The following is a 26,207-nucleotide window of genomic DNA, read 5'->3' on the forward strand; positions in this document are numbered from 1 at the left end:
CATGACCGCCACCATTGCGCCTGCTGCCGCCCGTACCGGGGGAGCCGCCACGATAGACCGCGTGGACATCATCGCCTGCTCGCAGCGCCAGGATGATCCGAGCTGGCGGTTCGCACGCGGCACCATCACCCATGTGGACGGCTGGATCGTGGCCCTGACGGCACGCAACGGCCAGGTCGGCCATGGGCATGTCCTGGGCACGCCTATCTTCAAACCCGATGTGGCCCGTATCGAGCCTGTCCTGGAAACGCTCCGGCGCGAAGCGCTGGGGCAGGACGCGTTCGGGCTGGAGGCGCTGCACCGGCGCCTGGAGGGGGCCGCCGGCGCCGAGGTCTGCGCCTTGTCGGGCTTCGTCTGCGCGATCTACGATCTTCAGGCCCGCATTCTCGGCGTGCCCTTGCACGTGCTCCTGGGCGGCAAGGTTCGCGATACGGTCGAAGCGTCGCGTATCGTCTCGATCAAGTCTCCGGAGGAGATGGCGGCGCAGGCAGCCAGGCTGGCCGCCAGCGGATATCGCTATCTCAAGCTGAAGCTGAGCGGCGAACCGGACCTGGACGTGGCCCGGGTGCGAACCGTGCGCGAGCGGCTGGGCGAGGCCGCCACGCTTACCGTGGACGCCAACCAGGCGTACCAGGCCGGCGAGGCCATACGCGTATGCGAGGCGTTGCGGCCATTGGGCGTGGTCATGATGGAGCAACCGGTTGCGGCGGCGGATGTCGAGGGCCTCTGCCGCGTGCACGCCGCGGGTGCGCTGCCCATCGAGGCCGACGAAGCCATAGGGAGCCTGTCCGGCCTGGTGCGCCTGATCGGCATGGGAGCGGCCGACTCCTACAACCTCAAGCTGCATTACCTGGGTGGCATACGCAACACCCTGATCGCGGTGCGCCTGTGCGAGGCGGCGGGGGTCGGCTATCGCTTCGGCGCGATCTTCGGGCCGCGCCTGCTGGCGGCGCAAGGGGTGCATGTGGCCAGCGTGGCAGGGAGTATCCATGCCGGGGCCGAGCTGGCCGAGTTCGACCATCTGCTGGACGATCCCTTTACCGGCCTGGAGGTCGAGTCCGGCGCGCTGCCGGTGCCGGACGGCATCGGGACGGGGGTGGACTATTCCCCTTCGGGACGCTGAACGCAGGATGCGGCAGCGGCCAGGGCCGCTTCCGTTTCCCGCACCAGGCGCGCGACGAGCTCGCCGGCGGGTTCCAGGCTGTCGATCAGGCCGGCGCTTTGTCCTGCCTCCACCTTGCCTTGCGCGACGTCGCCGTCCTTGGCGGCTTGCCGCAGCGAACTGCGGGCAAAGAGCGCATCCAGTTCCGCGTCGCTCGCGCCGGAGGTGGCCGCCGCTTCGTATTCCGCCGAGAACGCGTTCTTGACCATGCGGATGGGCGAGCGTCCTCGGCCGACGATGGCGGTGTCGCCGATGCCTGCGTTCAGCACCATGTCCTTGTAGGCCGCATGCAGGCCGGACTCGGGCGTCAGCAGGAAACGCGTGCCGAGTTGCGCGCCGCTCGCTCCCAGCGCCAGCATGGCGGCGATCCCGGCGCCGTCGGCGATACCCCCCGCGCCGATGACGGGGACCGATACCGCCTTGACTGTCGCGCGCACCAGCACCAGCGTGCCGACCTCGTCCGGGCCCGGGTGGCCGCCGGCCTCGCCGCCCACGGCAATGACGGCGTCCACGCCGGCATCCTCGGCCTTGCGGGCATGCACGGGATTGGCGGTGACTTGTATCCAGGTTACGCCGGCCTGCTTGAAGCGGCCGATATGGGCCTTGGGCCCGCCCTGCGACGCGATGATGACGGGTACCCCCGTTTCGAGGACGATGTCCAGGAACTCCGCGGACCGCTTGTTGTACAGCGGGACGTTGACAGCGAAGGGCTGGCGGGTCCCGGCGCGCACCTTGGCGATGGCGGCCCGCAGGTCGTCGGGATACATGGGGCCGGCCGCGATGACGCCCAGGCCGCCCGCCTCGGAAACGGCCAGGGCCAGTTCCGCGTTGGAGGAAGCCCAGCTCATGCCGCCCTGGACGATGGGGTGGCGAATGCCGAGGAGAGAGGTCAGTCGGGTGGAAAGCATGATGGATGGCGAGAGGAGGGAGTGCGGTTCCTGGAAGCGCGCGGCCTCATGAGGCGCGCAGCCGGTCGTTGACGTCGCGCGCGGCGCGCACGGCGTCCTGCATGGTCAGGTCGTAGGCCTGCTGGAAGGCCCGCTTGGAAGCCGACATGCCGGCGGGGGCGAATTGCGCCAGGCGATCCGCCAGGGCCAGCGCCGCAGCCTCGAGTTCTTCGGCGGGCACGATCCTGTTGATCATGCCTAGCGCGTAGGCGCGCTCGGCATCGATGGGGTCTCCGGTTGCGACCAATTCAAAGGCGGCCTTCGGGCCCACTTGCCGGATGAGATTGGGAATCAGGATGCCCGCCGAGATGCCGTGCCTGACTTCGGGATAGCCGAAGCGGGCTGCGGGCGAGGCGACGACGAGGTCGCATCCCAGCGACAGGCCCGCCCCCGCGCCCACGGCGGGGCCGTTGACGGCGGCAATGACCGGCGTACCCATGCCGGCTACGACGGTGTTGATCTCCACCAGCAGGTCGGCCCGGGCCCGCACCAGGTCGGCCCGGTCGCGCGGGAGCGAGCGAAGTTCTTCCAGGTCTGCGCCGGCGCAAAAGCAGGTGCCCCGGGCGGCGATGACGACGCAGCGGACCTCGGCATCGGCGTCGGCGGCGCGCAAGGCGTCCACCAGGCCGCGCATCAGCGCCGTGTCGAGCGCATTGCGCTTGTGGTGGCGGTTCAGCGTCAACAACAGGACATGGCCACGGCGTTCGGCCAGCAGGGCATTTTCGTCGACCACGGTGGAACCTTTCTTCGGAATTAGTTGATAAATTAAACTATATAGTTAATTTCGTCAACTTTATGCCGGCGCTCAAGCCTCGGGCGGGACGGCCCGGCCCTGCCGCAGCGACTGGCGGTACGCCAGCGGGGGCTGGCCCGTGCGCTTGGAAAACAGGCGGCTGAAATAGGCGGCATCGGCAAAGCCGAGGTCCTGCGCGATGTCGGCGATGGTGGCGTCGGTGGTGGCAAGCAGGCGCCGCGCTTCGCGCACCAGGCGTTCGTGCAGCATGTCGAGCGCCGGGCGGCCGGTGACCGTCCTGCAGATGCGGCTCAGGTGATCGGGCGTGACTTGCAGGGCCGAAGCGAAGAAGGGGAGGGCGTGCTGTTGGCGGAAATGGAGCTCGAGCAAGGCCCGGTAGCGCTGCACGAGCGTATCGCGCACCGCCTGCCGCGCGTGGGCGCGTTCGCCGGCGCTGGCATGCCGCAGGAACCAGGTGGCCAGCAGCACGGCGTGCGCCCTGAGCGCCTCGGTGCGTCCCGGCTCGGCCCGTTCGAACTCGGCCGACAGGCTGCCGAACAGGCCGGCGGCGCAGCCGGCGTCGGCTGCGAGGCCGATTGCGCCGATGACCAGCGGCAGATCCAGCAGGCCGCTCAGGGCCGGTGCGGTCGAGAAGGCGCTCTTGAGCAGTGCCGTCGGGACGGTGACCTGGCAGCCCGCGCTGCCGGGCTGATAGCGGAACGCATGGACCGTTCCGGGGGCGATCATGAGTGCGGCGGGAGCCGCCAGCCGGTGATCCATGCCATCGAGCGTCGCCTCCGCGCCGCCCCGCTCGATGAGCTGGAACTGGTGCAGGCCTTCATGCCGGTGGGCCGGAATCGACCAGCCGTGCAGAACGCCGCGCACGCCGATGGGCTCGCAATGCATGCAGTCGTCCGGCATGAAGTGCCGGACTTCGCGGAAGGCGACGGCAATCGGCGCAGGCGATCTCATGGAGGTCGGATATGTGCAAGGCTCGCCGGTATTGTCCATTATTTTCCGGCACGGTCCCATCTATAGTTGCCGCCAGGAAAGCCCACAGAGGCAGATGCGAGGAGACGCCATGAACTGCGGCAGATTCGTCCGGGCGAGCGCGGCGGCGTTCGCGATCCTTTCCGCGCCGGCCTGGGGACAGCCGGCCAATACCGTGGTCTGGTCCGGATTTCCAGTGGGGGGATTGGGAGACCAGGTGTCCCGGCCGCTGGTGGAGCAATTGCGATCGCGCTATCCCGGCACCATCGTGCTGGGCAGCAAGCCCGGCGCGGGCGGGCGCATTGCCGCCGAATTCGTCAAGCGGGCGCCCCCCGACGGCGCCACGCTGCTGCAAGGGCCTTCGTCTCCCATCGTCCTCTATCCGCACACGTATGGGGCGAAGCTGACGTATGCGCCGTTGGCCGATTTCGTACCCGTGGCGCCATTGGCGTCTTATGCGATCTCGATGACCGTCGGGCCGGCCGTGCCCGACCACGTCAAGACGCTCGCGGATTTCATCGACTGGGTCAGGCGGCATCCGGACAAGGCCAACTACGGTGTCCCCGCCGCCGGATCGGCGCCCCATTTCGTCGGCGCCACGTTCGACCGCGTCGCGGGCCTGGGGATGCGAAGCGTGGCCTACAAGGGCGGCGCGCCGCTGCTCACGGACCTGCTGGGTGGCCAGGTGCCGGTGGCCTTCAATGTGATCAGCGAAGTGCTCCCGCACCTGAAGACGGGTCGGCTGCGCTCGCTTGCGGTCAGCAGCCCGCAGCGCTGGCCCGCCGTACCGGACGTGCCGAGCTTCGCGGAGTTGGGCTACGGCGACATCGCCATGGTCGAGTTCCTGGGATGGTATGCGCCCGCGCGCACGCCGGCGGAACTGGTGCGTCGCCTCAATGCCGCCGTGCAGGAGGCGTTGCAGACGCCGCAGATGCAGGAGGTCTTCGCCAAGAACGGCCTGGTGCCGCTGATCGAGTCGCCGGAAGCCTTCGCCGCGCGGGTGCGGGAAGACACGGCGCGCTGGGAACCCATCGTCAAGGCCACCGGCTTCACCCCCGAGGACTGAACATGACGGATGTTCGCCATTCCGCGCCGGGCGAAGGCGCTGTCCAGCCGGTCCGGCTGACCGGGGCGCAAGTCCTGGTGCGCTTGCTGGAGACCGAGGCAGTGCCGTTCGTCTTCGGCATCGTCGGCGGCAAGCTCGCGCCGCTGCTGCACGCCTTGTCGCGCTCGGCCATTCCTTTCGTCGGCGTACGCCACGAGGCCGCCGCGGCAATGATGGCCGCGGCGGTCCATGCGGGATCCGGCCGTGTCGCCGTGGCACTGGGCGAGATGGGGCCGGGAGGCCTGAACCTCGCTTCCGGCGCGGGCGTGGCTTTCAACAATAATCTCGCGGCCCTGTTCATTACCACCAACCAGCACCGCGCGGCCGCCTACCCCCACCAGGGCATGTTCATGGACATGGATACGAGGGCGGTGCTGGCGCCGCTGGTCAAGTGGAACGCAGTCGTCCACGATGCCCGCCGCATTCCCGAGCTGGTGCGGCGTGCCTTCCGGGAGGCCTTGAGCGGGCGGCCCGGACCGGTGCACCTGGACATCCCGCAGGACGTGCTGGCCGCCGCGCATGACTGGCCGGAGGAGGAACTGGCCGTGGCGCCCTCGCGCTACCGCCCCTGCGCGGGCCCCCGGCCCACCGCGGCGCAGGTAAGGGAAGCGGCAGGCCTCCTTGCCGGGGCCCGGCGGCCGTTGATCGTCGCGGGCGGAGGCGTCGTGCGGGCAGAGGCCGCTGCGGCCGTGCGTGCGCTGGCGCGCCGGTTGCGCGCGCCCGTCGTGCCGACGCAGATGGGCCTGGGTGTGGTGGCCAGCGACAGTCCGCATTTCGTCGGGCACGGAGGGCTCATCGCCGGCAGCGCCGTGGCCCGCGCCTTCGACCAGGCGGACGTCGTCGTCAGCCTGGGATGCCGTCACTCGTCATGGATGTGGGACGAGCACGGCCCGCTGGTCCGCCGCCGGCATCGCATGCTGAACGTCAATATCGATCCGTCGGCGCTCGGCGCGCCGGCACTGCACGAGATCGCGATGCCGTGCGACGTCGGGCAGGCGCTGGAGGATGTCCTGGCGGCCTTGCAAGGCGTTTCCGTGGCCGCCGAGCCGGATTGGCTGCCGGGACTGCGCCAGGTCCGGGCCGGGTACGAGGCCGCGTTGGCGGCGGTGGACGAGGCCGTCGAGGGCGCCATGCATCCGGCGGCGCTGGCGCGCGAGATAGGCCGCGCCATGCCGCCGGATGCGATCGCTGTTTTCGATGGCGGGCACACGAGCTTCTGGAGCAATGACCTGACGCCTGTGCAGGAGACGCGCACGCGCTTTCACGAACCCGGGATGAGCCACCTCGGGTTCGGCCTGCCCTATGCCCTGGCGCTCAAGCTGCTGCATCCCCGGCGGACGGTGATCAACATCACCGGCGACGGTTCGTTCGGCTTTACGCTGCAGGAATTGGACACCGCCCGGCGCCAGGGGCTGGCCGTGATCAATATCGTCCACAACAACGAGGCATGGGGCATCATCCGGTCCGGCCAGCTCGCACAGTGGGATTTCGAATTGGGCGCGTCGCTCGCCGGAACGGACTATGCCGCGATCGCGCGTGGTTTCGGGTGCCATGGCGAGACCGTATCGCAGCCCGGGGATCTCGCGCCGGCGCTGGCGCGGGCGCTGGTCGCGGAGGTGCCGGCGGTGCTCGACTGCCGCACCGCCTTCGTGCCGCATCCAGCCATGCCGGCGTTCGGCAGCATGAACCGCTACGGGTTCGAGGCGTTGGTCCGCCCGAAGTAGCGCTTCACAGGCCGAGCAGTTCGCAAGCGGCGCCGAACAGGGCGTCCTCCGGATCGGCCAGCCGGTCGCAGATGTCGAGATGGTGGCAGTCCGGAAGGACCAGCGTGCGCTTCACGTTGCGCGGCCAGCATGCCGCGATCAGCCCGGTCTGGCGGCGGAATTCGTCCGTTTCCGCCGCGCCGACCGCGGCGATCATCGGCGTGCCGCGCTCGGGCACGAAGTAGGCGGGCGACAGCTTCGATACTTGGTCCTGCGTCAGCTGGAGATTGGCCAGGAACGGCGCCAGGGCGACGGGTTCGAGGTCGAAAAGGCCGCTCAGAGCCAGTCCGCCGGCGACGAGGCCGGCTGGCAGGTCTGGCGCCCATTCGCGCCAGCGCGCCGCCAGCATCATCGCGGTCAGGTGGCCGCCCGCGGAATGGCCGCTGGCGACGATGCGACGCGCGTCGAAACCCAGCTCGCCGGCATGGCGATACAGCCAGGCGTGGGCGCGCAGCATCTGCCGCACGATCTCCTCTATCGGGGTGGCCGGCGCCAGCCCGTAGTCGACGATCGCGACCGCGGCGCCGCGGGCGACATAGGCGGGGGCGAGCCACGAGAAGTCCGATTTGTTCAGCGCGCGCCAATAGCCGCCGTGGATGAACACCAGCAGTGGGGCGCCGGGCTTGCGCGGCGGGAAATAGTCGAGCGTTTCCGCCGGCGCATCGCCGTAGCGCAATCCCAGCTGGGCGCTTTGCGTGCGCCGGGCGAGGGCGCCGTCGGCGGCCCAGCGGGCGGTGTAGCGAGGATGGTCGGGGATGCGCGCGAGGTTGTTGTATTCGCGTTCGCAGAATGCCGGCGTGAACGCGGGATGATCGTGCAGCGGGTGGACAGGCATGATTCGAATAGAAGGTCGGGGCCGGGTCGGCCGGGGCGGCGACGGGGCGCCGCCCGCAAGTTTAACCACTCTGCCCGGGGAAGGTGCCGTCCAGGTAGTACCAGCGGCCGTCTTCCAGGACGAAACGGCTGATTTCATGGAGGCGGTGGGCCCGCCCCGCGAGCTTGCTGCGGGCCACGAATTCGACGCTCGAGTGGCCGGCGTCGATCAGGCCGCTGCGGCGCACTTCCAGTCCCAACCACTTGAGTCCCGGCGGATCGGGGTCCAGGGCCGCAGGCCGGGTGGACGGATGCCAGGTCGCCAGCACGTAATCGTGCAGACCCAGCACGTAGGCGCTGTAGCGGGATCGCATCAGCGCCGGCGCATCGGGGGCTTGCAGGCGGGCGGGCCCCTCGTGCCAGCGGCCGCAGCATGAGCGATAGGGCTTGCCCAGGCCGCACGGGCACAATTGGTCTACATTAACGCCTGATTTCATTCGCTCCGATACCTGCCATGCTGTTTCTCCTTTCTCCCGCCAAGAAGCTGGATTACGACACGCCCGCGCACGTCGAGACGGCTACCCAACCCTTGTTCGTGGATCGCGCCAAGAAACTCATCTCCGTGCTCAAGACCAAGTCGGCCGAAGAGATCGCCGGCCTCATGGACCTGAGCCCGGCGCTAGCCGAGTTGAACGTGGCGCGCTATGCCAAGTGGACCCCGAAGTTTACGGCCGAAAACGCCAAGCAGGCCGTGCTGGCCTTCAACGGCGACGTCTACGAAGGGCTGGATGCCGGCAGCCTCACCGCCAGGCAGCTCGACTGGGCACAGGAGCACGTGGTCATCCTGAGCGGCTTGTATGGCGCCCTTCGGCCGCTCGACCTCATGCAGCCGTATCGCCTGGAGATGGGTACCCGCCTGCAGACCGCCAAGGGGAAGAATCTCTACGAATACTGGGGCAGCGAGATTTCCGACTACCTGAATGAACGGCAGGAAGGCGACAAGCATCCCGTCGTGGTGAATCTCGCGTCGGAGGAGTATTCCAAGGCGGTCGACCGGAAAACCCTGAAGGCCCGGGTGATCCAGTGCACCTTCGAGGACTGGAAGGGCGGCGCCTACAAGGTGATCAGCTTCCATGCCAAGCGAGCGCGCGGCCTGATGGCTCGCTATGCCATCGAGAAGCGCATCGCCAAGCCCGAAGCCCTGCAGGGGTTCGATGCCGAAGGCTATGCCTACGACGCCTCGGCCTCGGCGCCGGACAGGCTGGTGTTCCGCCGCCGGTCGGCATAGGGCCGGCAAGCCGGCCGCCGGCCGGTCCGCGCGGCGAGCCCGCGGACCGTGTCCGGCATGGGCCACGCCGCGTCAGCGCAACAGCCGCAGCCCGTTGAACACCACCAGCAGGCTCGCGCCCGCGTCGGCGAACACCGCCATCCACAGCGTGGCGTCGCCGGTGAACGTCAGTCCGAAGAACACCAGCTTGATGGCCAGGGCGAAGACGATGTTCTGCCACAGCACGCCCGACGTGCGCCGGGACAGCCGGATGAATTCGGGCAGCTTGCGCAGATCGTCCTGCATCAGCGCGACGTCGGCCGTTTCGATCGCGGTATCCGTGCCGGCCGCGCCCATGGCGAAGCCGATGTGGGCGCGGGCGAGCGCCGGGGCGTCGTTGACGCCGTCGCCCACCATGCCGACGGGGGCCTGCTTGGCGAGTGCCTCCACGGCGGCGAGCTTGTCCTCCGGCAGCAGGTTGCCCCGGGCGTCATCGATGCCCAGTTCGGCGGCGACGGCGCGCACCGTGGCGGCGTTGTCGCCCGACAGGATCACCGGCTCCACGCCCAGGCGGCGCAAGTCCGCCACGGCGGCGCGGCTCGATGCCCGCGCCGTGTCCGCGACCGCGAGGACCGCCACCGCGGCGCCTTCCTCGCACAGGATGACGGTGGTCTTGCCCTGGCGCTCCAAGGCTTCCATCGTCGCTTCCAGTCCGGCATCGACCGCGCCCAGGTCTCGCGCCAGGCGCAGGCTGCCGAGGCCGTAGGCCTTGCCGGCGATATGGCCGGTCACCCCGCGGCCCGGCAGCGACGCGAAGCCGGAAACGGGCAGCAGTTCGCCTGGGTGGGCCGAGACGATCGCATGGGCCACCGGGTGGGGCGACAATGCATCGAGACTGGCCGCCAGTTGCAACGCCTGCGCGGACGCCATGGGCGCGGCGCCCAGCGGCACCACGTCGGTCAGCACCGGCTTGCCGTGGGTGAGCGTGCCGGTCTTGTCCAGGGCCAGCCGGCGCAGGTGGCGGCCTTGTTCGAGATAGAGGCCGCCCTTGATGAGGATGCCGCGCCTGGCCGCCGATGCCAGCCCACTGACAATGGTGACCGGCGTCGAGATGACCAGCGCGCAGGGGCAGGCGATGACCAGCAGCACCAGCGCGCGATAGACCGAATCCAGCCAGGCCATGCCCAGCGCCAGCGGCCCGGCCAGGGCCACGACGATGGCCACGGCGAATACCGCCGGCGTGTAGATGCGCGCGAAGCGGTCGATGAATCGCTGGGTGGGCGCGCGCTTGCCCTGGGCCTCCTGGATCGTGTGGGCGATCCGGTCCAGCATGGTGTGGCCCGCGCCAGCCGTCACGCGGTATTCCAGCACGCCCTGCTGGTTGACGGTGCCGGCGTAGAGCGGGTCGCCCGGCTGCTTGTCCACCGGCATGCTTTCGCCCGTGATGGGCGCCTGGTCGACGCTGGAGGCGCCGTTCAGGACGACGCCGTCCAGCACGATGCGTTCGCCTGGCCGCACGCGTACCTCGGCGCCCACGCTTATGAGCCTGGCCGGCAATTCGCGCCAGGCGCCGTCGGCCTGGCGCACCAGGCCACGCTCGGGCGCCAGCGCGGTCAGGCTGCGAATGGCGTTGCGGGCGCGCGTCAGGCTCAGGGCCTCGATCATCTCGGCCACGCCGAACAGCCAGATCACCATGGCGGCCTCCGGCCATTGGCCGATCAAGGCCGCGCCGATGACCGCCACTGTCATCAGCAGGTTGATGTTGAGCGTGAAGTGCTTGAGGGCGAGCCATCCCTTGCGCAGCGTACCCAGGCCGCCGAGCAGGATGGCCGCGAGCGCCAGCGCGGCCACCGGCAGCGAGGTGTCCGTTCCCGAGGCATAGGCCAGCACTTCGGCGCCCACCGCGCAGACTCCGGCCAGGCCCATCCTGGCCCATGGCAGCCGCGGTGCGGCGTCGGCGGGAGCCGCCTCAGGCGGCGCGGAGGCATCGAGCAGCACCGGCGACATGTTCAGCCCGGCGATGGCCGCTATGATCGGCTGGGGATCGTCCAGCACGTGGCCAACCTTCAGCGTGCGCTGGATGAGGTCGAAGGACAGCGTGCGGACTCCGCGCAGCGATTCGAGCGCCTTGCGCAGCAGCCGCTCTTCGGTCGGGCAGTCCATCTGCTCGATCTTGAACAGCGATTCGCGCAGGCCGGCTTCGGCGGCCGCGGGTCGATCGCGGGGCGGAGCGGCCTCGGCAGGGGTCTCCGGGCCGCCGCATTGGCAGTGATGGCAGGATTCGGACATCCGTTGGGCTCCAAATATCGTCGGAACCATTTGAAACCCTGTAGCGGGTACAGAGTCAAGCGGCCAGCGCAGGAGCATGCGCGGCCGTCGGCATTGGCGTATGCTTGGTCGGGAGAACAGCCAGGCAGAGGGCCCGATGAAGATAGGCGAACTGGCCGCACGCACGAGCACGCCGGTCGAAACGATCCGTTACTACGAGCGGGAAGGATTGCTGCCGCCGCCCGCGCGCACGTCCGGCAACTACCGCATCTATGGCGATTCCCACGTCGAAAGGCTGCAACTGGTGCGCAACTGCCGGGCGCTCGACATGACGCTGGACGAGATCCGGCGCCTCTTGCGTTTCTGCGACGCGCCGGCTGAGAACTGCGGGGAAATCAACGCCCTGCTGGACGAGCATATCGGCCACGTCGCGACCCGGATCGCGGAACTCAAGGCCTTGCAGAAAACGCTCAAGGCGCTGCGCAGCCAATGCCGGGGGGACCTGGCCGCGAGCGATTGCGGCATTCTCCAGGGCTTGGCCGCGGCGCCGGAGCCGGCGCGCCGCGAGGCGGAGCACAAGCACGGCCTGCTCGGTCCGACCCACGGCTGACGCTAGCTCAACTGGGGCACGGTGGCGCGTATCACCGAGGCCGTCTTGGCCATCTGTTTCACCTGGTACGCCAGCTGCCGCAGCATGAGCACTTGCTCGGGGTCGGCCTGGGCGGGCTCGGCCAGCGCCGCCGATACCGCGGCGTCCAGGTCTTTCACGAGTTCCTTGAGTCGTTCCGCGTCGTCGGCGGGGGCGGGCTTGCCGGACTCGGCGTTCCGCAGCAGATGGTCCACGGCATCGAGGATGGAATCGAGCGCCGGCGGCAGGCCTGGCATGGCGGCGATCAGCGGGGCCGACGCGCCGACCTGCGCGGCTAGGTCGTGCAACTGGATCACCAGGTTGTTCAATTCGGCTGCCGACCGCTGCTTGGACTTGGGCTCCAGCATCATCCGGTAGAACGAATTGGCGAAATTGCCGAAGGCGATGTGCACATTCTTGCGGGCCAGGCGGTATTCCACGTCGTCCTGGTGCATGTCCAGGTTGCCGAGCGAAGAACCGAGCAGCTTGCGGCTGGCGGCCAGGTACTGGCGATTGGCCTGGATGGCGCGGCGCAGGAACGGCTTGAGCAGTCGATATTCCCAATAGGGAAAGACGTAGCTGCACGCCAGCGCAATGGCCGAGCCGACCAGCGTGTCGATCGCCCTTTCGCCCACGACCATGAGCGACCCCGGCGCCAGGAAGTGGAAGCTGAGCAGCACGAACGCCGTATTGAAGGCCGAACTGCCGGCGTAGTACAGCAGCACGAGGCTGTTGGCCATGACCACGGCCACGAACATCGCCACCAGCAGCACGAACTTGTTGTGCACGAAGTACAGCAGGGCCAGGACCAGCGCGCAGCCGATCAGCGTGCCCGCCAGCCGCTGCAGGTTGCGCTGCTTGGAGAGACCGAAGCCCGGCTTCATGATGACCAGTATCGTCAGCACCACCCAGTAGCCGTGGATGGCATGGTGCGGCATCAGCCATTCGCTGGAAATGGTCATGCCCAGGGCCGCCGCCACGGCGACGCGCAAGGCGTGCCGCAGGTAGGGGGAGCCCATCCTGAGATTGCTGGTCAGGCGGCCCAGTTTGAAGTCCTGGCGCGACAGGAAGCGCTGCAGCGAAGCGTCGACCTGGAGCGAAGCGGGCTCGTCGGTATGGGCGACGTCGGTGTGGCGGTGCAGCCGGTCGACGATATGGGCCGCGTTGCGCGCGCGGCGGAAAGTGGAGATCAAGGCCGCGTAGGCTTCCGGCTCGGCCTCGGGGAAACCGTTGCGCTTGAGCAGTTCGATCTCGTATTCGATGGCCCGGACCTCGGCCTTGACGGTGATCTTGCTCTTGCTGTGAATGCCCTGGGTCACGGCGAATCCGACCGCCTCGGTGTCCTGGGACAGCTTGTGGAGCAGGTCGCGGAAGAAGACGAGCAGGTCCGAGTCCTTGAATACCCGCCGCAGCAGCAGGTAATCGGTATGGACGGCCACCATGGTTTCGTGCAGGTCGACGATATCGATGAACAGGTTGAACAGCATGGCGCGGTACTGGTCGCGCCTGCGGTTGGAGCGGCGCGGCAGTTCGCGCAGCACCACGTCGCGCGCGGCTTCCTGTTGCTCGGCCACCGCCGCCTGCTTGGCGATCAGGTGGCGGTAGCTTTCTTCGATGTCGACGTCGGGATCATAGAATCTGGCCTTGACTTCCAGGTACTCGGCCGAGGCAAAAATACAGACCGCGATCGCCTGCTGCTCCTGCCGGTACCACATGAGTCGGTTCACCACGAGGCTGAAGGCCGTGTACCACAGGCCGCCGCCCAGGGTCGCCGCGGCATGGAGGGCGGCGCCCCGGGCGTCCATGGTGTCGTGCATCGTGAGCGTCATGACCAGCAGGCAGCCGAACCCCATCAGTCCGCCTTTGCGCCCGAACACGGTCAACAGCGAAAAGCAGAAGCACTGCGCGATGACCGCGGCCCACAGCGCGAGCGGATATGGGGTGGCAAGCGCAGTGACGCCGGCGGCCATCGTGCCCAGCAAGGCGCAGCCCAGCATTTCGTTGCGCCGATGACGATAGGGTCCGGGCTGGTCGACAATGGCGACGCATATCGCGCCGAACGTGGCCGCCAGGCCCAGTACGGCCTGGTGAAACAGTCCCAGCAACAGCAGAGCGGGCATCAGCACGCCGACCGCTTGCCGGATGCCCATGTAGAAGTACTGGCTGTAGATGAACTTCTTGATGCTTTTGGTGGAGTAGTCCATCGAGATGGAATCCGGGCGACGTTCAGCGGATTCTATTTGAAATGGAGGCGCGGCCGCTTCACGCTGGGTTGGCGGGCGGGTGGTACTGATAGAGCCACGTCTCGGACAGCGTCTGGTCGCCGCTCTTGAGGTAGAGGCGAAGCTCCACCGGGTCGGCGCCTTGCACCGTCAGGTCGAACTGGGCGCGCCAATGGCCCGGGACGTCGTCCGGCACCGCTTCCATGTAGACGTAGGAGAAGCCGCCGCGCGAGGCCCACAGCACGGGTTCGGGCTTCACGCCATAAGGCAGTTGCGCGAGCGGTCCGCCGAGGAATTCCACCATGAACTTGCGCACGCCCGGGGGGCGCGGTTGGCCGGGCTGTCCGCCGTTGCCCAGCCGGGTGGCCACGCAGCGAGCCATCGACGGCGCGAAGGGTTCCTGGTCGGTCCAGTGAAGGCGGTACTTGAGGCGATAGGACGAACCCTTGGCCGCGGGCGCGGCAGGCACCCACATGGCGACGATGTTGTCGTGGATTTCATCGTCGGTCGGAATCTCCACCAGTTGAACCGTGCCGGGGCCCCAGTCGCCGAGCGGCTCGACCCACAGCGACGGCCGGCGGTCGTAGAAGACGCCGTCCAGGTAATGGTCGAAGTTCCTGTCGCGCTGGAGCAGGCCGAAGCCGCGCGGGTTCTCGTCGCTGAAGGCGGAGGCGATGATGCGTGGCGGATTGTTCAAGGGGCGCCAGATGTATTCCCCGCCGCGCGTCCACATCGCGAGTCCGTCGGAGTCATGCACTTCGGGACGCCAATCGACGGCGGTGGGCTTCTGCGCTTCCGAGAACCAGTACATGGAGGTCAGGGGGGCGATGCCCAGCCGTGCCACGTCCCGGCGCAGGAACAGCGAGGCGTCGATGTCCATCAAGACCGCCTTGCCGCGCGTCATGTCGAAGCGGAACGCACCCGTGATGCTGGGGCCGTCCAGCCGCGCATAGACCGTGACGGTATCGCTGCCGTCACGGGGCGGTTCGAAGTAGATGTGAGTGAAGGCCGGGAACTCCTCGGGGCGATCGGGAACGGCGATGTCGATCGCGATGCCTCGCGCCGACAGTCCGTACTGATACAGTTCGCCGATGGCGCGGAAGTACGACGCGCTCAGGAAGGCGACCCAGTCGTTGGTGCGCCAGTCGCGGGCGGAGGGCTGAGCCAGGCGGCTCTCCTGGAAGCGAAAGCCGGCAAAGCCGATGCCCGGGGGCAGCGCATGCGCGGGGCTGTCGGACGGCATGTCGAAATAGCCTTCGTCGTAGACGATTTCGCGTGCCTGGCCTCGGCCGGCGTCGAGCACGTACATGCGTACCGGCGAAGGGGAAAACCGTCCGAGGTGGAAGAAGGTGACCGGAAACTGGCCCGGTCCGTCGGCGAACAGCGCATAGTCGGGCTTGAACCGGATCTGGCCGTGGGCGGCATAGTCCAGGCGCTCGAGAATGGGCCATGACGGTACCGGTACGGGCTGGAAAGGGCGCTGTGCCGCGCGGCGTGCTTCCTCGCGCAGCCGTTCGAAAGAGAAGGGCGAGCGCCTGCCCAGCTTCAGTCCGGCCGCCGCGGCGGCCGGCGCATGGCCGAGGGCGGCCACGGCAAGGGCGCTCATGGCGGCCAGGAAGGTACGGCGATCGGTCATGTTGCTAGGCCATCCGTTTTCATCGCGTGCCCAATTTTTCATCACCCCGCGTAAGTCGTTGGTGAGAAAAGGTTTTTTTGTGTAGTCCCAAGGCTGTCCACTACCTTGTCCACATTCCGGGTGAGTAACTCGGGCCAGCCAGGGATGCTGTCAGGCGCGCGCCGGCAGCAATGTGCGCGACACCGCCACGAAGCAGACCGATGCGGCGATGGCCGTGACCAGCAGCGTCATCGCGGCGGTCATGGGGCCGATATGGTCGGTGATGATACCCAGCAGCATGGGCCAGGCGTTGCCGATATAGCCGGCGATGTAGAACAGCGACACCATCAGGCCGCGCCGCTGGGGCGGAGCGATCTGGTTGACGATGCCGGCCGCTCCGATGAACGCCGCGCCGAACCCCAGGCCGGTAATCAGCACCGCCACCCCCATCAGCCAGGCCTGCGTCAACAGCAGCGAGGCGATGGCGCAAGCCAGGCCGGTGGCGAAAACCATGTTGCCATAGCGGAACGCGGACGAACTGGCCGCGCGCTGGCTGAAGAACTGCGCCGCGCCGGCGCAGGCCGCGAGCAGCGAACTGGCATAGCCGCTGAGCGCATAGTCGTGGATGTGGAGCAGTTTTTCCCCCAGCGAAGGCCCCATTGCCATGAGGGACGAACCGACCCCCCAGACGATGGAGAGCGAAATACAGCTCAACAGCATGAGCTGGGCGACCCGCCGCGCTGGCAAGGCGCGCGGCGCCGCGTGCGCCGCATGGGACGGGGAGGTTTGTGCAGGCGTGGCCGCGCGGCGCAGCGGCTGGCGCCACAGTCCGTAGCCGGCGGCCAGCGTGATCGAGACGATGACCAGGAACGGCGCGACCAGGGGATAGAAACCGCTTTGCAGGGCGAGGCCGCTGAGGATGGGACCGAGGATGGAGCCCAGCGTGAATGCCGCGGTGCCGAACAGCGCCGCCCGCTGCTTGTGTTGCGGGGGTTCGAGGTCGAGCAGGGCGGCGTTGGCCGCCCCCGTCAGCGTGCCGGTTCCCATGCCCGCCAACAGGCGGCCGGCCAGCAGCATGCCCAGGCCCTGGGCGAGCGCGAGCAGGACGGCGCCCATGGCCACCATGCCCAGGGCCGGCAGCATCAGCTTGCGGCGGTCGCGTACGCGATCGGCGAGCCGCCCGCCTATGAGCAGCGCGCTGAGGACGCCGACCACATAGGCGAAGAAGATCGCCGTGGTCGTGAACGAGGGCAGGTGCAGCCGGGCCTGGTACAGGGGGTAGAGGGGCGTGGGGACGCTGCTGCCCATGACGCCGGTCATGAGCGATATCGTGACGAGCGCGCGGACCTTCCAGAGGGCGCGCGGCGGGGGCGAGGGCGATGCGGAGTTCAAGCGGCTAGGGAGTATCGGCCAGGCGCCGGGCCTCGCGCGACCGGCCGGAATGTGCGAGCGCATAAGTCTACACGCTTTTGCGAGGCTGATACGGGTTTACCATTAGTCACGCGCGGACCCTCGCGGCGCGCCGCCGCCCGGGCCGCGAGCAAGAGGTAAGCGGGTTTTGCGGCGGGCGGGGCATCGGTTGATCTGGCTGCCGCCCCACTCCATAATCGGCCGGTGGATGCGGCTCGCGGCGGCGCCTGCGGCGCCGGCCCGGTCCGCGTCATGAGTACAGGCAGGATCCGATCCATCCCACGCTGGAGCACTCCATGAAGCGCATCGACACCGAACGCCAAACCAAGCTGAAGAAGCGCCGCGCCGCCCCGCTGGCCACGCCTACCGACCTGAGCGCGGAGGCTACCCGCGAACTGAGCGGCGTGCTCAACGGCATCCTGGCCGACGTGTTCGCCCTGTATCTCAAGACCAAGAATTTCCATTGGCACATGAGCGGCCCTCATTTCCGCGACTACCACGAACTGCTGGACGAACAATCCGTCGAGCTGTTCGGCATGACCGACGACATCGCGGAGCGCGTGCGCAAGATCGGCGGGCCGACGATCAAGTCCATCGGGCATATCGCGCGACTGCAGCGCGTGCTCGACAACGACGCCGATTTCGTGCAGCCGCTCGACATGCTGGCCGAATTGCGCGAAGACAACAAGGATCTCGCGAGCCACCTGCGCGAGGCGCACAACATCTGCGATACCCATCGCGACATTGCCACCGCGAGCCTGATCGAGAACTGGATCGACCAGGCCGAGCGGCGGACCTGGTTCCTGTTCGAGGCGAGCCGCAACGCCGACAGCACGGGACACTAGGTCCGTTCAGAGCAGGGGTTCGATCGGCAGCAGCGACAGAAACCGTATCCAGAGGCGTCCCAGCGCCGTGGTGCCCGGTTCGGTGTCATGCTCCACGACGCGGCCACCCGAGCGCTCCAGCCAGCGCGGCTTGCCGTCCTTGCCGAGGACCACTTCGTAGGCGCTCGCGGGAATCGCGGCGTCGAATGCATCCGCGATGCGGCCTGCGAGCTCGGGACTATCGATGACGAATCCGAGTTCGGTATTCAGGTTGGCCGAGCGGGGGTCGAAATTGAACGAACCGATGAACGCCCGCTTGCGGTCGACGCCGAAGGTCTTGGCGTGCAGGCTGGAGCCGGAGCTGCCGAAGAGCGGCCTGCCTTCCGGCGAGCCGCTGTGGCGCGAGGCGCTGCGCATTTCGTAGAGCCGTATGCCCGCTTCCAGCAGGGCCCGGCGGCGCTTGGCGTAGCCCGAGTGCACGACCGGGACGTCGGTGGCTTCGAGGGCGTTGGTCAGGATGCGCAGGCGCACGCCTTGCCGTGCCATGGCGGCGAAGGCTTGCGTCCCCTCGGCACCGGGCACGAAGTAGGGCGAGACCAGGTCGACTTCCTTTTCCGGCGTCCCGATGATGCGGGTGAGCTGGTGCGTGACCAGGGCTTCGGGTGGAGATTTGCCTTGTGCCTTGGCCGGGTCGTCGCTCACCATCCTGGCCGGCGCCCACTCCAGCGGCAAGGTGCCCGCGGCGAGGTCGCGGATGAAGGGCTGCTCGCGCACGGCACGCACGTAGGCGGCGGCCTGCGGATCGGCTTCGACCGCGCGCGAGTGCCGAGCCAGCGCTTCCAGCCGTGCTGCGGAAACCGGCGGCAACAGCTGGCTCGCGGGATAGGCCGACGGACTGGCCCAGTACCGGTCGAAGTCCGACGACACCTCCCCGACGATCTGGCCGATGGCCAGCACGTCCAGGTCCGCGAACAGCACGCCGTCGGTGGCGCCGAAATATTCATCCCCGACGTTGCGGCCGCCGACGATGGTGGCCTGGTTGTCGGCGGTGAACGATTTGTTGTGCATGCGCCGGTTCAGGCGCGAAAAGTCGAACAGATAGCCGAGTACCTTGGGCCGGCGGATGACGAAAGGATTGAACAGCCGGACCTCGATGTTGGGATGCGCGTCGAGCGCGGCCAGCGTCTCGTCCAGGCCCGAGATGCCATTGTCGTCCAGCAGCAGGCGTACCCGGACGCCCCGGTCGGCCGCGGCATGCAGGGCTTCGAGCAGCATGGTGCCCGTCATGTCGTTGCGCCAGATGTAATACTGGACGTCGAGTGTGCGTTCTGCCGCCTGGGCCAACAGCATGCGGGCGGCAAAGGCATCCCGGGCATCCGCAAGGGGGAGCAGCCCGGCGGCCCCCGGACGGGCCTTGGCCAGGGGCGAGATTGCGCGACCCAGGGTGGTCTGGCGTGCCGCGGCCAGGTCCAGGGCGGACGATGGCGCGCGCTCGGCGAGCGGCGGAAGCGAGCAGCCGGCCAGCAGAGCCAGGAGCAGGGCCAGTGCCGTGGCCGTCATCCTCGAGCCCGGCGCGTGCGCCCCTCGGTTCGTCGGTGTCATGTGGCTTGCATGGCGCGTGAGATCTTTTGATCGATGCCGCATTGTTGGGCAAGGCGGCAAATATCTCAAATCGCGCCCCGCCGCGTCGACGCGCGGGCGGCATGCGGGACTAGCGGCGCATGCGCGTCACGGCACGCTGGTATTGCACCGGCCAGGAAGGCTGCGCGGCCTCGAGCTCGGCGGCCGCGCGCAGGGGCCAATAGGGATCGCGCAGCAGGGCGCGCGCCAGCAGTACGAGGTCGGCGTCGCCCCGTTGCAGGATGGCCTCGGCCTGGCAAGCTTCGGTAATGCCGCCCACCGCCGCCGTGGCGATGCCGGCGCCATGCCGCACGGCGCTGGCCAGCGGAACCTGGAAGCCGGGCTCTCCGCTGCCTTGCGAACCGGGCAGGATGGCGCCGCTGGAGCAATCGACCAGGTCCACGCCCAGCGCCTTGAGCCGCACCGCGAAGGCGATGGACTGCTCCAGGTCCCAGCCGCCGTCCAGCCAGTCGGTGGCCGATATCCGCACGAACAAGGGCAGCTCGCGCGGCCAGCTTTCGCGCACGGCGGCGGCCACGCGCAGCGGGGCGCGGATGCGGCCTTCGAAATCGCCGCCGTAGGCGTCGCCTCGCCGGTTGGCCAGGGGCGAGAGGAACTGGTGCATCAGGTAGCCGTGGCCCATGTGCAGTTCGACGACCTGCATGCCGATCGCGGCACAGCGGCGCGCAGCGTCCGCGAACGCGTCCACCACGGCGGCGATGTCGGCCTCGGTCATCTCGCGCGGTGACGGGTAGCCCTCTGCAAAGGGTAGCGCGCTCGGCGCCATGACCTGCCAGCCGCCTTGTGAGGGCGGTACGGCCGCCTTGCCTTCCCAGGGGCGGCTGGTCGAACCCTTGCGGCCGGCGTGCGCGAGCTGGATGCCCGGGATCGAGCCCTGGTCGGCGATGAAGCGCACGATGGGGGCCAACGCCTCGGCCTGCGCGTCGTTCCAGATTCCCAGGTCGCCGGGGCTGATGCGTCCATCGCGCGTGACGGCCGCCGCTTCCAGCAGCACCAGTCCGGCGCCGCCCACCGCCCGGCTGCCCAGATGCACCATGTGCCAGGCGTCGGCCAGGCCGTCCACGCACGAGTACTGGCACATGGGCGCGACGGCGATGCGGTTGGGAAGGGTGACGCCGCGCAGCGGCAGCGGAGAAAACAGGCGATGACTCATGCGGACTCTCATTCGATGCTGACGTGCGCCTCTCGCACCACCTCGCGCCACTTGGCGGTTTCGCTGGCCATGTAGGCGCCGAAGTCGGCTGGCTTGCCGCCACGGGGCTGCAGTCCCATGTCGGCGAAGCGGCGCCGCAGTCCTTCGGTGGCCAGGGCGCGGTTGACCGCCTGGTTGACGGTGGCGATGACCGCCTCGGGCGTGCCGCGGGGCGCCACCATACCGTACCACGGCGTGACGTCGTAGCCCGGCACGCCTGCCTGTGCCAGGGTGGGTACGCCAGGCAGCACGTCCACCGGCTCCGGGCTGGTCACCCCTAGTGCGCGCACCTGCCCGGACTGGATACGCGGCAGGGCCGCTCCCACGCCGTCCACCATCACGGCCACGCGGCCGGGTATCAGATCGTTGTAGGCGGGGGCCGTGCCCTTGTAGGGCACGTGCGCCATTTTCACGCCCGCCTTGTACAGCAGGACTTCGGTCGCCAGGTGCGCCGAACTGCCGGCGCCTGCCGACGCGTAGGCGATCTGCCCCGGCCGTGCCTTGGCGGCGGCCAGCAGCTCGGACAGCGTGCGGTAGGGCGATTGGGCGCTGGCCAGCAGTACGTGCGGCGCCACTGCGACCAGCGCCACGGGCGCCAGGTCGCGCAGGTTGTCGTAGGGCAGGTTCTTGTGCAGGCTGGCGTTGACGGCCAGCACGCTGAACGGCGCCATCATGAGGGTATAGCCGTCGGCCGGCGCCTTGGCCACCGCGTCGGCGCCGATGATGCCGCTGGCGCCGGCGCGGTTCTCCACCACGACCGGCTGGCCGAGCTGGTGGGCGAGCTCTTCGGCCACCGCGCGGGTCATCAGGTCCAGCGTCGCGCCGGCCGCGAACGGCACGATGACGCGCACGGCGCGTTCCGGGTAGGCCGCCGCGGCAGGCAGGGCCGCTGCCAGCAGCAAGGTGCCCGACAGTTTTTGCAGCATCGTCGGCATGATCGTCTCCTCTCGCCTCGCGAGGACATGGCGCGCGGGTCATCGGCGTGTCGTGTTGGGTATGGCGCGAGGCGGCAGTATAGGCAGCGCCGCGCCGCGCGGACCAGCGCCGGCGGGAGAAAACAGTGTTTTCGATATGGAAATTATGAGGACGTCGGATCGTCCCAGCGCGGCTGGCTGAACCACTGCTTGAGGAAATCCAGGAAGGTGCGCACGCGCAGCGGCAGGTTGCGCCGGCTGGGAAAGACCGCATGGATCTCCAGTTCGGTCGGCCGGTACTGCGGCAGCACGGCTTCGAGCCGGCCCTGCCGCAGGTCATCGGACACCATGTAGGTGGGATGCATGGAGATGCCGTGGCCCAGCAGTGCGGCGTGGCGCAGCGGTTCGCCGAAATTGGCGCGGATGGTGCCGCCCACCCGGACCGTCACCTTGCCCTGCGGGCCCTGGAAGGACCAGACGTTGGTGGGCGACTTCAGCGCATGGACCATGCAATCGTGGCGGGCGAGATCCTCCACCGAGTCGGGGCGGCCGCGCCGGGCCAGGTACCCCGGTGCGGCCACCAGCACCTGCGGCACCTTGGCGAGCCGGTGCGAGACCTGGCTGGTGTCCTTCAGCGACGAGGCGATGCGCACCGACATGTCCAGTCCTTCGCCGATCAGGTCGGTGCGGCCGTCGTCCAGGTACATCACCACGCGTATGTCCGGGTGCGCGGCCGAGAACGCGGTGATCACCGGCACCAGATGGAAGGCGCCGAACGAGGGCGGGGTGCCGACGCGCAGCATGCCCTTGGGTTCCTTGACCGAGCGCCGCACCGCGGTCTCCACGCCTTCCACGTGTTCGAGCAGGTCGCGCCCGTTCTCCAGCAGCGCCAGCCCGGACTCGGTCAGGCTCACGCTCTTGGTGGTGCGCTGGAGCAACTGCACGCCGAGCTCCCGCTCGAGCCAGGCCACATGCTTGGTGACGTTGCCCTTGGCCATGCCCAGCCTCTGGGCGGCGCCGGAAAAGCTGAGGCCTTGTGCGACTTCGATGAACACTTCGATGCAGCGCAGCTTGTCCAACTTGTCTCCTGCGTGGCAATGAATCTGTTTCCATTGTGGAAACGATAATTTCTCCGTCAGATTCTATCGCGCCCTTGATGGCGCCGATACACTGCGACCGCATCGCCGATGCCTGTCGGCTCCAAGCGCAACACGTTTCTTTCCGCGAGCATGACGCCTGATACCGCCGCCAGCACGATCGAGCTCACCCAGTTGCTCAATCGGCTCTTCTTTTCCCTGGACGAGTTCCGCTACGGCCAGGTGCTGCAATGTTTCGAGGCGGATGCGACGTGGGAGCGCCAGGGGGAAGTCCTGCGCGGTACTGATGCCATGCGCGCGGCGCTCGATCGGCGCCCGTCTACGCAGCGCATCCGCCACGTCGTCTCCAACGTGCTGGTGGAGCAGTCAGGCGCGGACGCCGCGAGGCTGGTCGCCTATATGACGGCATACCGGTACGACGACGGCGTCCGGCGGGAAGGTCCCGTGCGCTTGGATGGGCCGCCGAGGCTCTCCGTGGTGAGCGGCCAGGCGCGGCGAAGCGAGGCCGGATGGCGGCTGGCGGAGCTTGCGGTGCGCACCGAGTTCGACTTCGACGCCGCGTCATGAACGAGCGCGCTTCGCGATCTTTCCCGCCCGGTGCCTTTTGCGCGCATTCGTCGCTGACGCGGGTGGTGTTCCGGCCGGGCGCGGTGGAGGAGGCCGGGGCCGAGCTGGCACGGCTCGGCGGTCGCCGCCCCTTGCTGCTGGCAGGACGCCGCTCGGGTGCGATGCCGCAGTACGCCTCCTTGTGCAGCGCGCTGGGCGAAGCCGCCGTGCGAAGCATCGAGGTCCCGCCGCATTCCTCGGTCGAGGCGGTGAAGCAAGTGGCTCGGGACATCGTGCGGCACGACGCCGATTGCCTGGTCGCGTTCGGCGGCGGCAGCGTCATCGATACCGCCAAGGCGGCGGCGCTGCTCGTTGCCGAAGGCGGCGACCTGGCGCGGCACGCCACCCGTTTCACGCCTCCGGATACGGTGCACGTGCCGGCGCTGCGGCGGCCCAAGCTGCCCATCCTCGCGGTGCCGCTGACTGCATCGGGCGCGGAGATGACGCCGTCGTTCGGCATCGCGAACGGGCCCGGCAAGCTGCTGTTCTGGGACGAACGCTGCGCCAGTCGCGTGGTGCTGCTGGACCCGGCATTGAACGTTGGCGTGCCGGCACGGATCGCCCTGGATACGGGCATGAACGGCCTGGCGCATTGCCTGGAGGGCCTGTACTCCAGCCAGCGTTCCCCGTTCAGCACGGTGCTGGCGCTGGAAGGACTGGCGCGTTTCGCCGCGGCGCTCCCCGCCGTGGCCGACCGGCCCGGCGATGTCGCGGCGCGTGGCGACTTGCTGGTCGCCGCCAACCTGGCGGGCATGGTCCTGGCCTCGGCGCGCAGTTGCCTGCACCACGCGCTGTGCCATGTGCTGGGCAGCCGCTGCGGCGTGCCGCACGGCGCCGTCAACGCGGTGATGCTGCCGCACGTGGCGAACTACAACCTGCCGGCAGCGCGGGCAGAGCTGGCCGTGGCGGCCGGCGTACTGGCCGGCGGGGGCGATGCGCGACCGCAAGCCGCTGTCGACGCGCTGCGGGCGCTGCAGCGGACCGTGGGCGCGCCTTCGCGGCTGCGCGATCTGGGCGTGCCGGCCGAGATGCTGCCCGAAGTGGCGCAGCACGTGCTCGGGGAGCGAGGCCTGGCCTACAACCCTCGCCGCGTCGCCGGCGCGGACGAATTGCGGAGTTTGCTGGAGGCTGCCTGGTAGCGGCTCCGGAAGATCGCACTCATGGAGAAAAGAATGATGAAAGCGGTGGAAAGCGGCCAGAGCCTGGGCGCGCGTATCGAGGGTGTGGACCTGTCCCGGCCGCTGGACGACGAACAGTTCCGGGAGGTCGAGCAATTGCTGGGGCGGTATGGCGTGTTGAGTTTCCCGGAACAGGACCTGACCGCCGCGCAACTGCGGTCTTTCGCGGCCCGGTTCGGCACGCTGGAGGTCAATGTGGCCAACAGCTACCAGGAGCCCGGCATGCCGGAGGTCATGATTCTCTCCAACATGGTGGAGAACGGCAGGCCCGTGGGGCTGGCCGATGCGGGGCAGGACTGGCACACCGACATGTCCTACAGCCGCATGATCGCCTTCGCCAACATCCTGTACGGCATCCGCATTCCCATGCGCGACGGCGAGCCGCTGGGCTGCACGGAATTCAGCAACATGCACGCCGCCTACGACGAGTTGCCCGAGGACCTCAAGCGGCGCCTGGACGGCATGACGGTGCTGCACGACTTCAACAAATTCTGGGAAATGATGCGCCGGGAAAAAGGCAGCCAGCGCCCGCCGCTGACCGAGGCGCAGCGGCGCGCCAAACCGCCGGTCTCGCATCCGGTCTTCCTGACCCACCCCATTACCGGACGCAAGGTGTTGTATGCCAATCCCGGTTATTCCGTCCGTATCAACGAGTTGCCCGAACGAGAGAGCGACGAGATCCTGGCCTTCCTGTTCGCCCACCAGCTGCAGCTCCGGTTCCGCTACCGCCATCGCTGGGCGGTGAAGGACGTGCTGATGTGGGACAACATGGGCACCATCCACAATGCCGTGGCCGACTACGGCCCCCACGAGCATCGCCTGATCAAACGCTGCCAGGTGATGGCCGACCGCTATTTCGGAGAGACCGCATGAGGCTGGCCAGCTATCGCGGCGATGGCGGCGCGCCCGCTGTGGGCGTGGTGCGGGGAGGCCGGGTTGCGGACGTCACCGCGTGGGTTGCCGCGCTCGCGCCCAGTGGTGAGACGCTCGCCTGCCTGGACCGGGCCGGTGCCACGCCAGCCCAGGGCGGCATGTTGCGCCTCCTGCAGGCCGGGCCACAGGGGCTTGAGGCATTGCGCCGCCATGCCGAGCAGCACCTGCCGGAGAGGGCGCTGGAACAGCTCGAACTGCTGCCGCCGGTGCCGCGGCCAGGGAAGATTGTGGCGGTGGGGCGCAATTACGCGGACCATGCCAAGGAGACGGGCACCGATCCTTTTGAGCAGCCTCGCATCATTGCCAAGCTGCCGTCCAGTGTCCTTGCGCCCGGGAGCGCCGTGGTACGGCCCGAGAGCGTGCGCAAGCTCGATTTCGAGGTGGAACTGGCCGTCGTCATCGGCCGCCCGGCCCATCGCGTGGACGAGGCTGCGGCGCTGTCCCACGTGGCCGGCTACACCGTGCTCGACGACGTGAGCGCGCGGGAATTCCAGTTCGACGTGGCGCCTGCGCAGACCACCTTCGCCAAGAGCATGGATGGGTTCGCGCCCATGGGGCCATGGCTTGCCACCGCCGATGAAGTGGGCGATCCGCAGTCGCTGACGCTGCGCACCTGGGTCAACGGCGAGCTCCTGCAGGATGCGTCGACGGCGGACATGCTGTTCCCGGTCGCTGCGCTGATCGCCTACGTGTCGCGCTACATGACGCTGGAGCCGGGCGACGTGCTGGCCACCGGCACGCCGGCCGGCGTGGGCGTGTTCCGCCAGCCGCCGCGTTATCTGCAGCCGGGCGACCGGGTGCGGATGGAGATTTCGCGGGTCGGCGTGCTCGAACACGCCGTGGCTTGATCCGCGCCGGCTCCGCGGGCGGCGCCGGCGATTGCGACAACCAGGAGGAAA

Annotated in this window: 23 protein-coding genes; 10 read left to right on the top strand and 13 right to left on the bottom strand. The window is 68.6% G+C overall.

The window, feature by feature from the left end; all coding sequences use genetic code 11:
- The first annotated feature begins 1 nt into the window (after position 1).
- Complete coding sequence (locus CDO44_RS13115) at positions 2–1,123, top strand: mandelate racemase/muconate lactonizing enzyme family protein (protein WP_158213281.1); 1,122 nt, start codon at positions 2–4, stop codon at positions 1,121–1,123.
- Here CDO44_RS13115 and CDO44_RS13120 read toward each other — a convergent pair.
- The 3 genes from CDO44_RS13120 to CDO44_RS13130 all read right to left on the bottom strand — a co-directional run bounded on the left by CDO44_RS13120 (position 1,102) and on the right by CDO44_RS13130 (position 3,814).
- The gene (locus CDO44_RS13120) at positions 1,102–2,073 is read right to left on the bottom strand and encodes a nitronate monooxygenase family protein (RefSeq protein WP_255407799.1); all 972 of its coding nucleotides are present in this window, start codon (positions 2,071–2,073) and stop codon (positions 1,102–1,104) included. The genes CDO44_RS13115 and CDO44_RS13120 overlap by 22 nt on opposite strands.
- A gap of 43 nt (positions 2,074–2,116) precedes the next feature.
- A complete protein-coding gene (locus tag CDO44_RS13125) occupies positions 2,117–2,842 on the bottom strand; it encodes an enoyl-CoA hydratase/isomerase family protein (RefSeq protein WP_087780670.1) in 726 nt (241 codons plus the stop codon).
- Positions 2,843–2,914: 72 nt separating this feature from the next.
- Positions 2,915–3,814: a helix-turn-helix domain-containing protein gene (locus tag CDO44_RS13130; RefSeq protein WP_158213282.1), complete on the bottom strand. Its 900-nt coding sequence runs from the start codon at positions 3,812–3,814 to the stop codon at positions 2,915–2,917.
- 109 nt (positions 3,815–3,923) lie between these two features.
- Between CDO44_RS13130 and CDO44_RS13135 the strand changes: the two genes are divergently transcribed.
- Both CDO44_RS13135 and CDO44_RS13140 read left to right on the top strand, forming a co-directional pair.
- Positions 3,924–4,898: a tripartite tricarboxylate transporter substrate binding protein gene (locus tag CDO44_RS13135; RefSeq protein WP_158213283.1), complete on the top strand. Its 975-nt coding sequence runs from the start codon at positions 3,924–3,926 to the stop codon at positions 4,896–4,898.
- Positions 4,899–4,900: 2 nt separating this feature from the next.
- On the top strand, positions 4,901–6,661 hold the full coding sequence (locus CDO44_RS13140) for a thiamine pyrophosphate-binding protein (RefSeq protein WP_087780672.1): 1,761 nt from the start codon (positions 4,901–4,903) through the stop codon (positions 6,659–6,661).
- A gap of 4 nt (positions 6,662–6,665) precedes the next feature.
- Here CDO44_RS13140 and CDO44_RS13145 read toward each other — a convergent pair whose 3' ends face one another.
- Positions 6,666–7,535, bottom strand: coding sequence for an alpha/beta hydrolase (locus CDO44_RS13145; protein WP_087780673.1), 870 nt, complete (start codon positions 7,533–7,535; stop codon positions 6,666–6,668).
- A gap of 61 nt (positions 7,536–7,596) precedes the next feature.
- Positions 7,597–8,010: a YchJ family protein gene (locus tag CDO44_RS13150; RefSeq protein WP_087780674.1), complete on the bottom strand. Its 414-nt coding sequence runs from the start codon at positions 8,008–8,010 to the stop codon at positions 7,597–7,599.
- A gap of 17 nt (positions 8,011–8,027) precedes the next feature.
- Here CDO44_RS13150 and yaaA point away from each other — a divergent pair, with 17 nt between their 5' ends.
- Complete coding sequence (yaaA, locus tag CDO44_RS13155) at positions 8,028–8,801, top strand: peroxide stress protein YaaA (protein ID WP_087780675.1); 774 nt, start codon at positions 8,028–8,030, stop codon at positions 8,799–8,801.
- A 72-nt stretch (positions 8,802–8,873) separates the two neighbouring features.
- Here the strand turns inward: yaaA and CDO44_RS13160 are convergent, their stop codons facing one another.
- The gene (locus CDO44_RS13160; protein ID WP_233146170.1) at positions 8,874–11,069 is read right to left on the bottom strand and encodes a heavy metal translocating P-type ATPase; all 2,196 of its coding nucleotides are present in this window, start codon (positions 11,067–11,069) and stop codon (positions 8,874–8,876) included.
- Between the two features lie 136 nt (positions 11,070–11,205).
- On the opposite strand from CDO44_RS13160, the gene cadR reads away from it, so the two are divergent.
- Entirely contained in the window at positions 11,206–11,658 is a 453-nt protein-coding gene (gene cadR / locus CDO44_RS13165; RefSeq protein WP_087780677.1) for a Cd(II)/Pb(II)-responsive transcriptional regulator, read from the top strand.
- 2 nt (positions 11,659–11,660) lie between these two features.
- Here the strand turns inward: cadR and CDO44_RS13170 are convergent, their stop codons facing one another.
- The 3 genes from CDO44_RS13170 to CDO44_RS13180 all read right to left on the bottom strand — a co-directional run bounded on the left by CDO44_RS13170 (position 11,661) and on the right by CDO44_RS13180 (position 16,833).
- The gene (locus tag CDO44_RS13170) at positions 11,661–13,880 is read right to left on the bottom strand and encodes an FUSC family protein (RefSeq protein ID WP_087780678.1); all 2,220 of its coding nucleotides are present in this window, start codon (positions 13,878–13,880) and stop codon (positions 11,661–11,663) included.
- A gap of 58 nt (positions 13,881–13,938) precedes the next feature.
- Positions 13,939–15,534 carry a glucan biosynthesis protein gene (locus CDO44_RS13175; RefSeq protein ID WP_087780679.1) on the bottom strand — a complete coding sequence of 532 codons (1,596 nt, stop codon included), beginning with the start codon at positions 15,532–15,534 and terminating at the stop codon, positions 13,939–13,941.
- 150 nt (positions 15,535–15,684) lie between these two features.
- Entirely contained in the window at positions 15,685–16,833 is a 1,149-nt protein-coding gene (locus CDO44_RS13180) for an MFS transporter (RefSeq protein ID WP_158213284.1), read from the bottom strand.
- 386 nt (positions 16,834–17,219) lie between these two features.
- Between CDO44_RS13180 and CDO44_RS13185 the strand changes: the two genes are divergently transcribed.
- The gene (locus tag CDO44_RS13185) at positions 17,220–17,768 is read left to right on the top strand and encodes a Dps family protein (RefSeq protein ID WP_087780681.1); all 549 of its coding nucleotides are present in this window, start codon (positions 17,220–17,222) and stop codon (positions 17,766–17,768) included.
- A gap of 6 nt (positions 17,769–17,774) precedes the next feature.
- Here the strand turns inward: CDO44_RS13185 and CDO44_RS13190 are convergent, their stop codons facing one another.
- From CDO44_RS13190 to CDO44_RS13205, 4 genes are all read right to left on the bottom strand, one after another.
- Complete coding sequence (locus CDO44_RS13190) at positions 17,775–19,349, bottom strand: phospholipase D family protein (protein WP_087780682.1); 1,575 nt, start codon at positions 19,347–19,349, stop codon at positions 17,775–17,777.
- Between the two features lie 109 nt (positions 19,350–19,458).
- Entirely contained in the window at positions 19,459–20,541 is a 1,083-nt protein-coding gene (locus tag CDO44_RS13195; RefSeq protein WP_087780683.1) for an NADH:flavin oxidoreductase/NADH oxidase, read from the bottom strand.
- A gap of 8 nt (positions 20,542–20,549) precedes the next feature.
- Positions 20,550–21,515: a tripartite tricarboxylate transporter substrate binding protein gene (locus CDO44_RS13200; protein WP_087780684.1), complete on the bottom strand. Its 966-nt coding sequence runs from the start codon at positions 21,513–21,515 to the stop codon at positions 20,550–20,552.
- Positions 21,516–21,658: 143 nt separating this feature from the next.
- On the bottom strand, positions 21,659–22,573 hold the full coding sequence (locus CDO44_RS13205; RefSeq protein WP_087780685.1) for a LysR family transcriptional regulator: 915 nt from the start codon (positions 22,571–22,573) through the stop codon (positions 21,659–21,661).
- Between the two features lie 108 nt (positions 22,574–22,681).
- Here CDO44_RS13205 and CDO44_RS13210 point away from each other — a divergent pair, with 108 nt between their 5' ends.
- From CDO44_RS13210 to CDO44_RS13225, 4 genes are read left to right on the top strand one after another with little or no spacing between them, the layout of a single operon-like run.
- Positions 22,682–23,158 (top strand): nuclear transport factor 2 family protein, encoded by a 477-nt coding sequence (locus CDO44_RS13210; protein WP_087780686.1) that lies wholly within the window; start codon positions 22,682–22,684, stop codon positions 23,156–23,158.
- The gene (locus CDO44_RS13215) at positions 23,155–24,336 is read left to right on the top strand and encodes an iron-containing alcohol dehydrogenase family protein (RefSeq protein ID WP_087780687.1); all 1,182 of its coding nucleotides are present in this window, start codon (positions 23,155–23,157) and stop codon (positions 24,334–24,336) included. Before CDO44_RS13210 ends, CDO44_RS13215 begins: the two co-directional genes overlap by 4 nt.
- Before the next feature lie 33 nt (positions 24,337–24,369).
- Positions 24,370–25,248: a TauD/TfdA family dioxygenase gene (locus tag CDO44_RS13220; protein WP_233146171.1), complete on the top strand. Its 879-nt coding sequence runs from the start codon at positions 24,370–24,372 to the stop codon at positions 25,246–25,248.
- Positions 25,245–26,156, top strand: a complete 912-nt coding sequence (locus CDO44_RS13225) for a fumarylacetoacetate hydrolase family protein (protein ID WP_087780688.1) — start codon at positions 25,245–25,247, stop codon at positions 26,154–26,156. The genes CDO44_RS13220 and CDO44_RS13225 overlap by 4 nt, the downstream gene beginning before the upstream one ends.
- The last annotated feature ends 51 nt before the right edge of the window (positions 26,157–26,207 follow it).

The sequence above is a fragment of the Pigmentiphaga sp. NML080357 genome, from assembly GCF_002188465.1.
Lineage (GTDB): Bacteria > Pseudomonadota > Gammaproteobacteria > Burkholderiales > Burkholderiaceae_B > Pigmentiphaga.

Coding starts and splice junctions, on each gene's coding strand:
- CDO44_RS13170 (WP_087780678.1), bottom strand. CDS start 13,880: ATGGACTACTCCACCAAAAGCATCAAGAAGTTCATCTACAGCCAGTAC.
- CDO44_RS13115 (WP_158213281.1), top strand. CDS start 2: ATGACCGCCACCATTGCGCCTGCTGCCGCCCGTACCGGGGGAGCCGCC.
- CDO44_RS13215 (WP_087780687.1), top strand. CDS start 23,155: ATGAACGAGCGCGCTTCGCGATCTTTCCCGCCCGGTGCCTTTTGCGCG.
- CDO44_RS13130 (WP_158213282.1), bottom strand. CDS start 3,814: ATGAGATCGCCTGCGCCGATTGCCGTCGCCTTCCGCGAAGTCCGGCAC.
- CDO44_RS13185 (WP_087780681.1), top strand. CDS start 17,220: ATGAAGCGCATCGACACCGAACGCCAAACCAAGCTGAAGAAGCGCCGC.
- yaaA (WP_087780675.1), top strand. CDS start 8,028: ATGCTGTTTCTCCTTTCTCCCGCCAAGAAGCTGGATTACGACACGCCC.
- cadR (WP_087780677.1), top strand. CDS start 11,206: ATGAAGATAGGCGAACTGGCCGCACGCACGAGCACGCCGGTCGAAACG.
- CDO44_RS13210 (WP_087780686.1), top strand. CDS start 22,682: ATGCCTGTCGGCTCCAAGCGCAACACGTTTCTTTCCGCGAGCATGACG.
- CDO44_RS13135 (WP_158213283.1), top strand. CDS start 3,924: ATGAACTGCGGCAGATTCGTCCGGGCGAGCGCGGCGGCGTTCGCGATC.
- CDO44_RS13220 (WP_233146171.1), top strand. CDS start 24,370: ATGATGAAAGCGGTGGAAAGCGGCCAGAGCCTGGGCGCGCGTATCGAG.
- CDO44_RS13150 (WP_087780674.1), bottom strand. CDS start 8,010: ATGAAATCAGGCGTTAATGTAGACCAATTGTGCCCGTGCGGCCTGGGC.
- CDO44_RS13200 (WP_087780684.1), bottom strand. CDS start 21,515: ATGCCGACGATGCTGCAAAAACTGTCGGGCACCTTGCTGCTGGCAGCG.
- CDO44_RS13180 (WP_158213284.1), bottom strand. CDS start 16,833: ATGACCGGCGTCATGGGCAGCAGCGTCCCCACGCCCCTCTACCCCCTG.
- CDO44_RS13160 (WP_233146170.1), bottom strand. CDS start 11,069: ATGTCCGAATCCTGCCATCACTGCCAATGCGGCGGCCCGGAGACCCCT.
- CDO44_RS13195 (WP_087780683.1), bottom strand. CDS start 20,541: ATGAGTCATCGCCTGTTTTCTCCGCTGCCGCTGCGCGGCGTCACCCTT.
- CDO44_RS13175 (WP_087780679.1), bottom strand. CDS start 15,534: ATGACCGATCGCCGTACCTTCCTGGCCGCCATGAGCGCCCTTGCCGTG.
- CDO44_RS13145 (WP_087780673.1), bottom strand. CDS start 7,535: ATGCCTGTCCACCCGCTGCACGATCATCCCGCGTTCACGCCGGCATTC.
- CDO44_RS13190 (WP_087780682.1), bottom strand. CDS start 19,349: ATGACACCGACGAACCGAGGGGCGCACGCGCCGGGCTCGAGGATGACG.
- CDO44_RS13225 (WP_087780688.1), top strand. CDS start 25,245: ATGAGGCTGGCCAGCTATCGCGGCGATGGCGGCGCGCCCGCTGTGGGC.
- CDO44_RS13140 (WP_087780672.1), top strand. CDS start 4,901: ATGACGGATGTTCGCCATTCCGCGCCGGGCGAAGGCGCTGTCCAGCCG.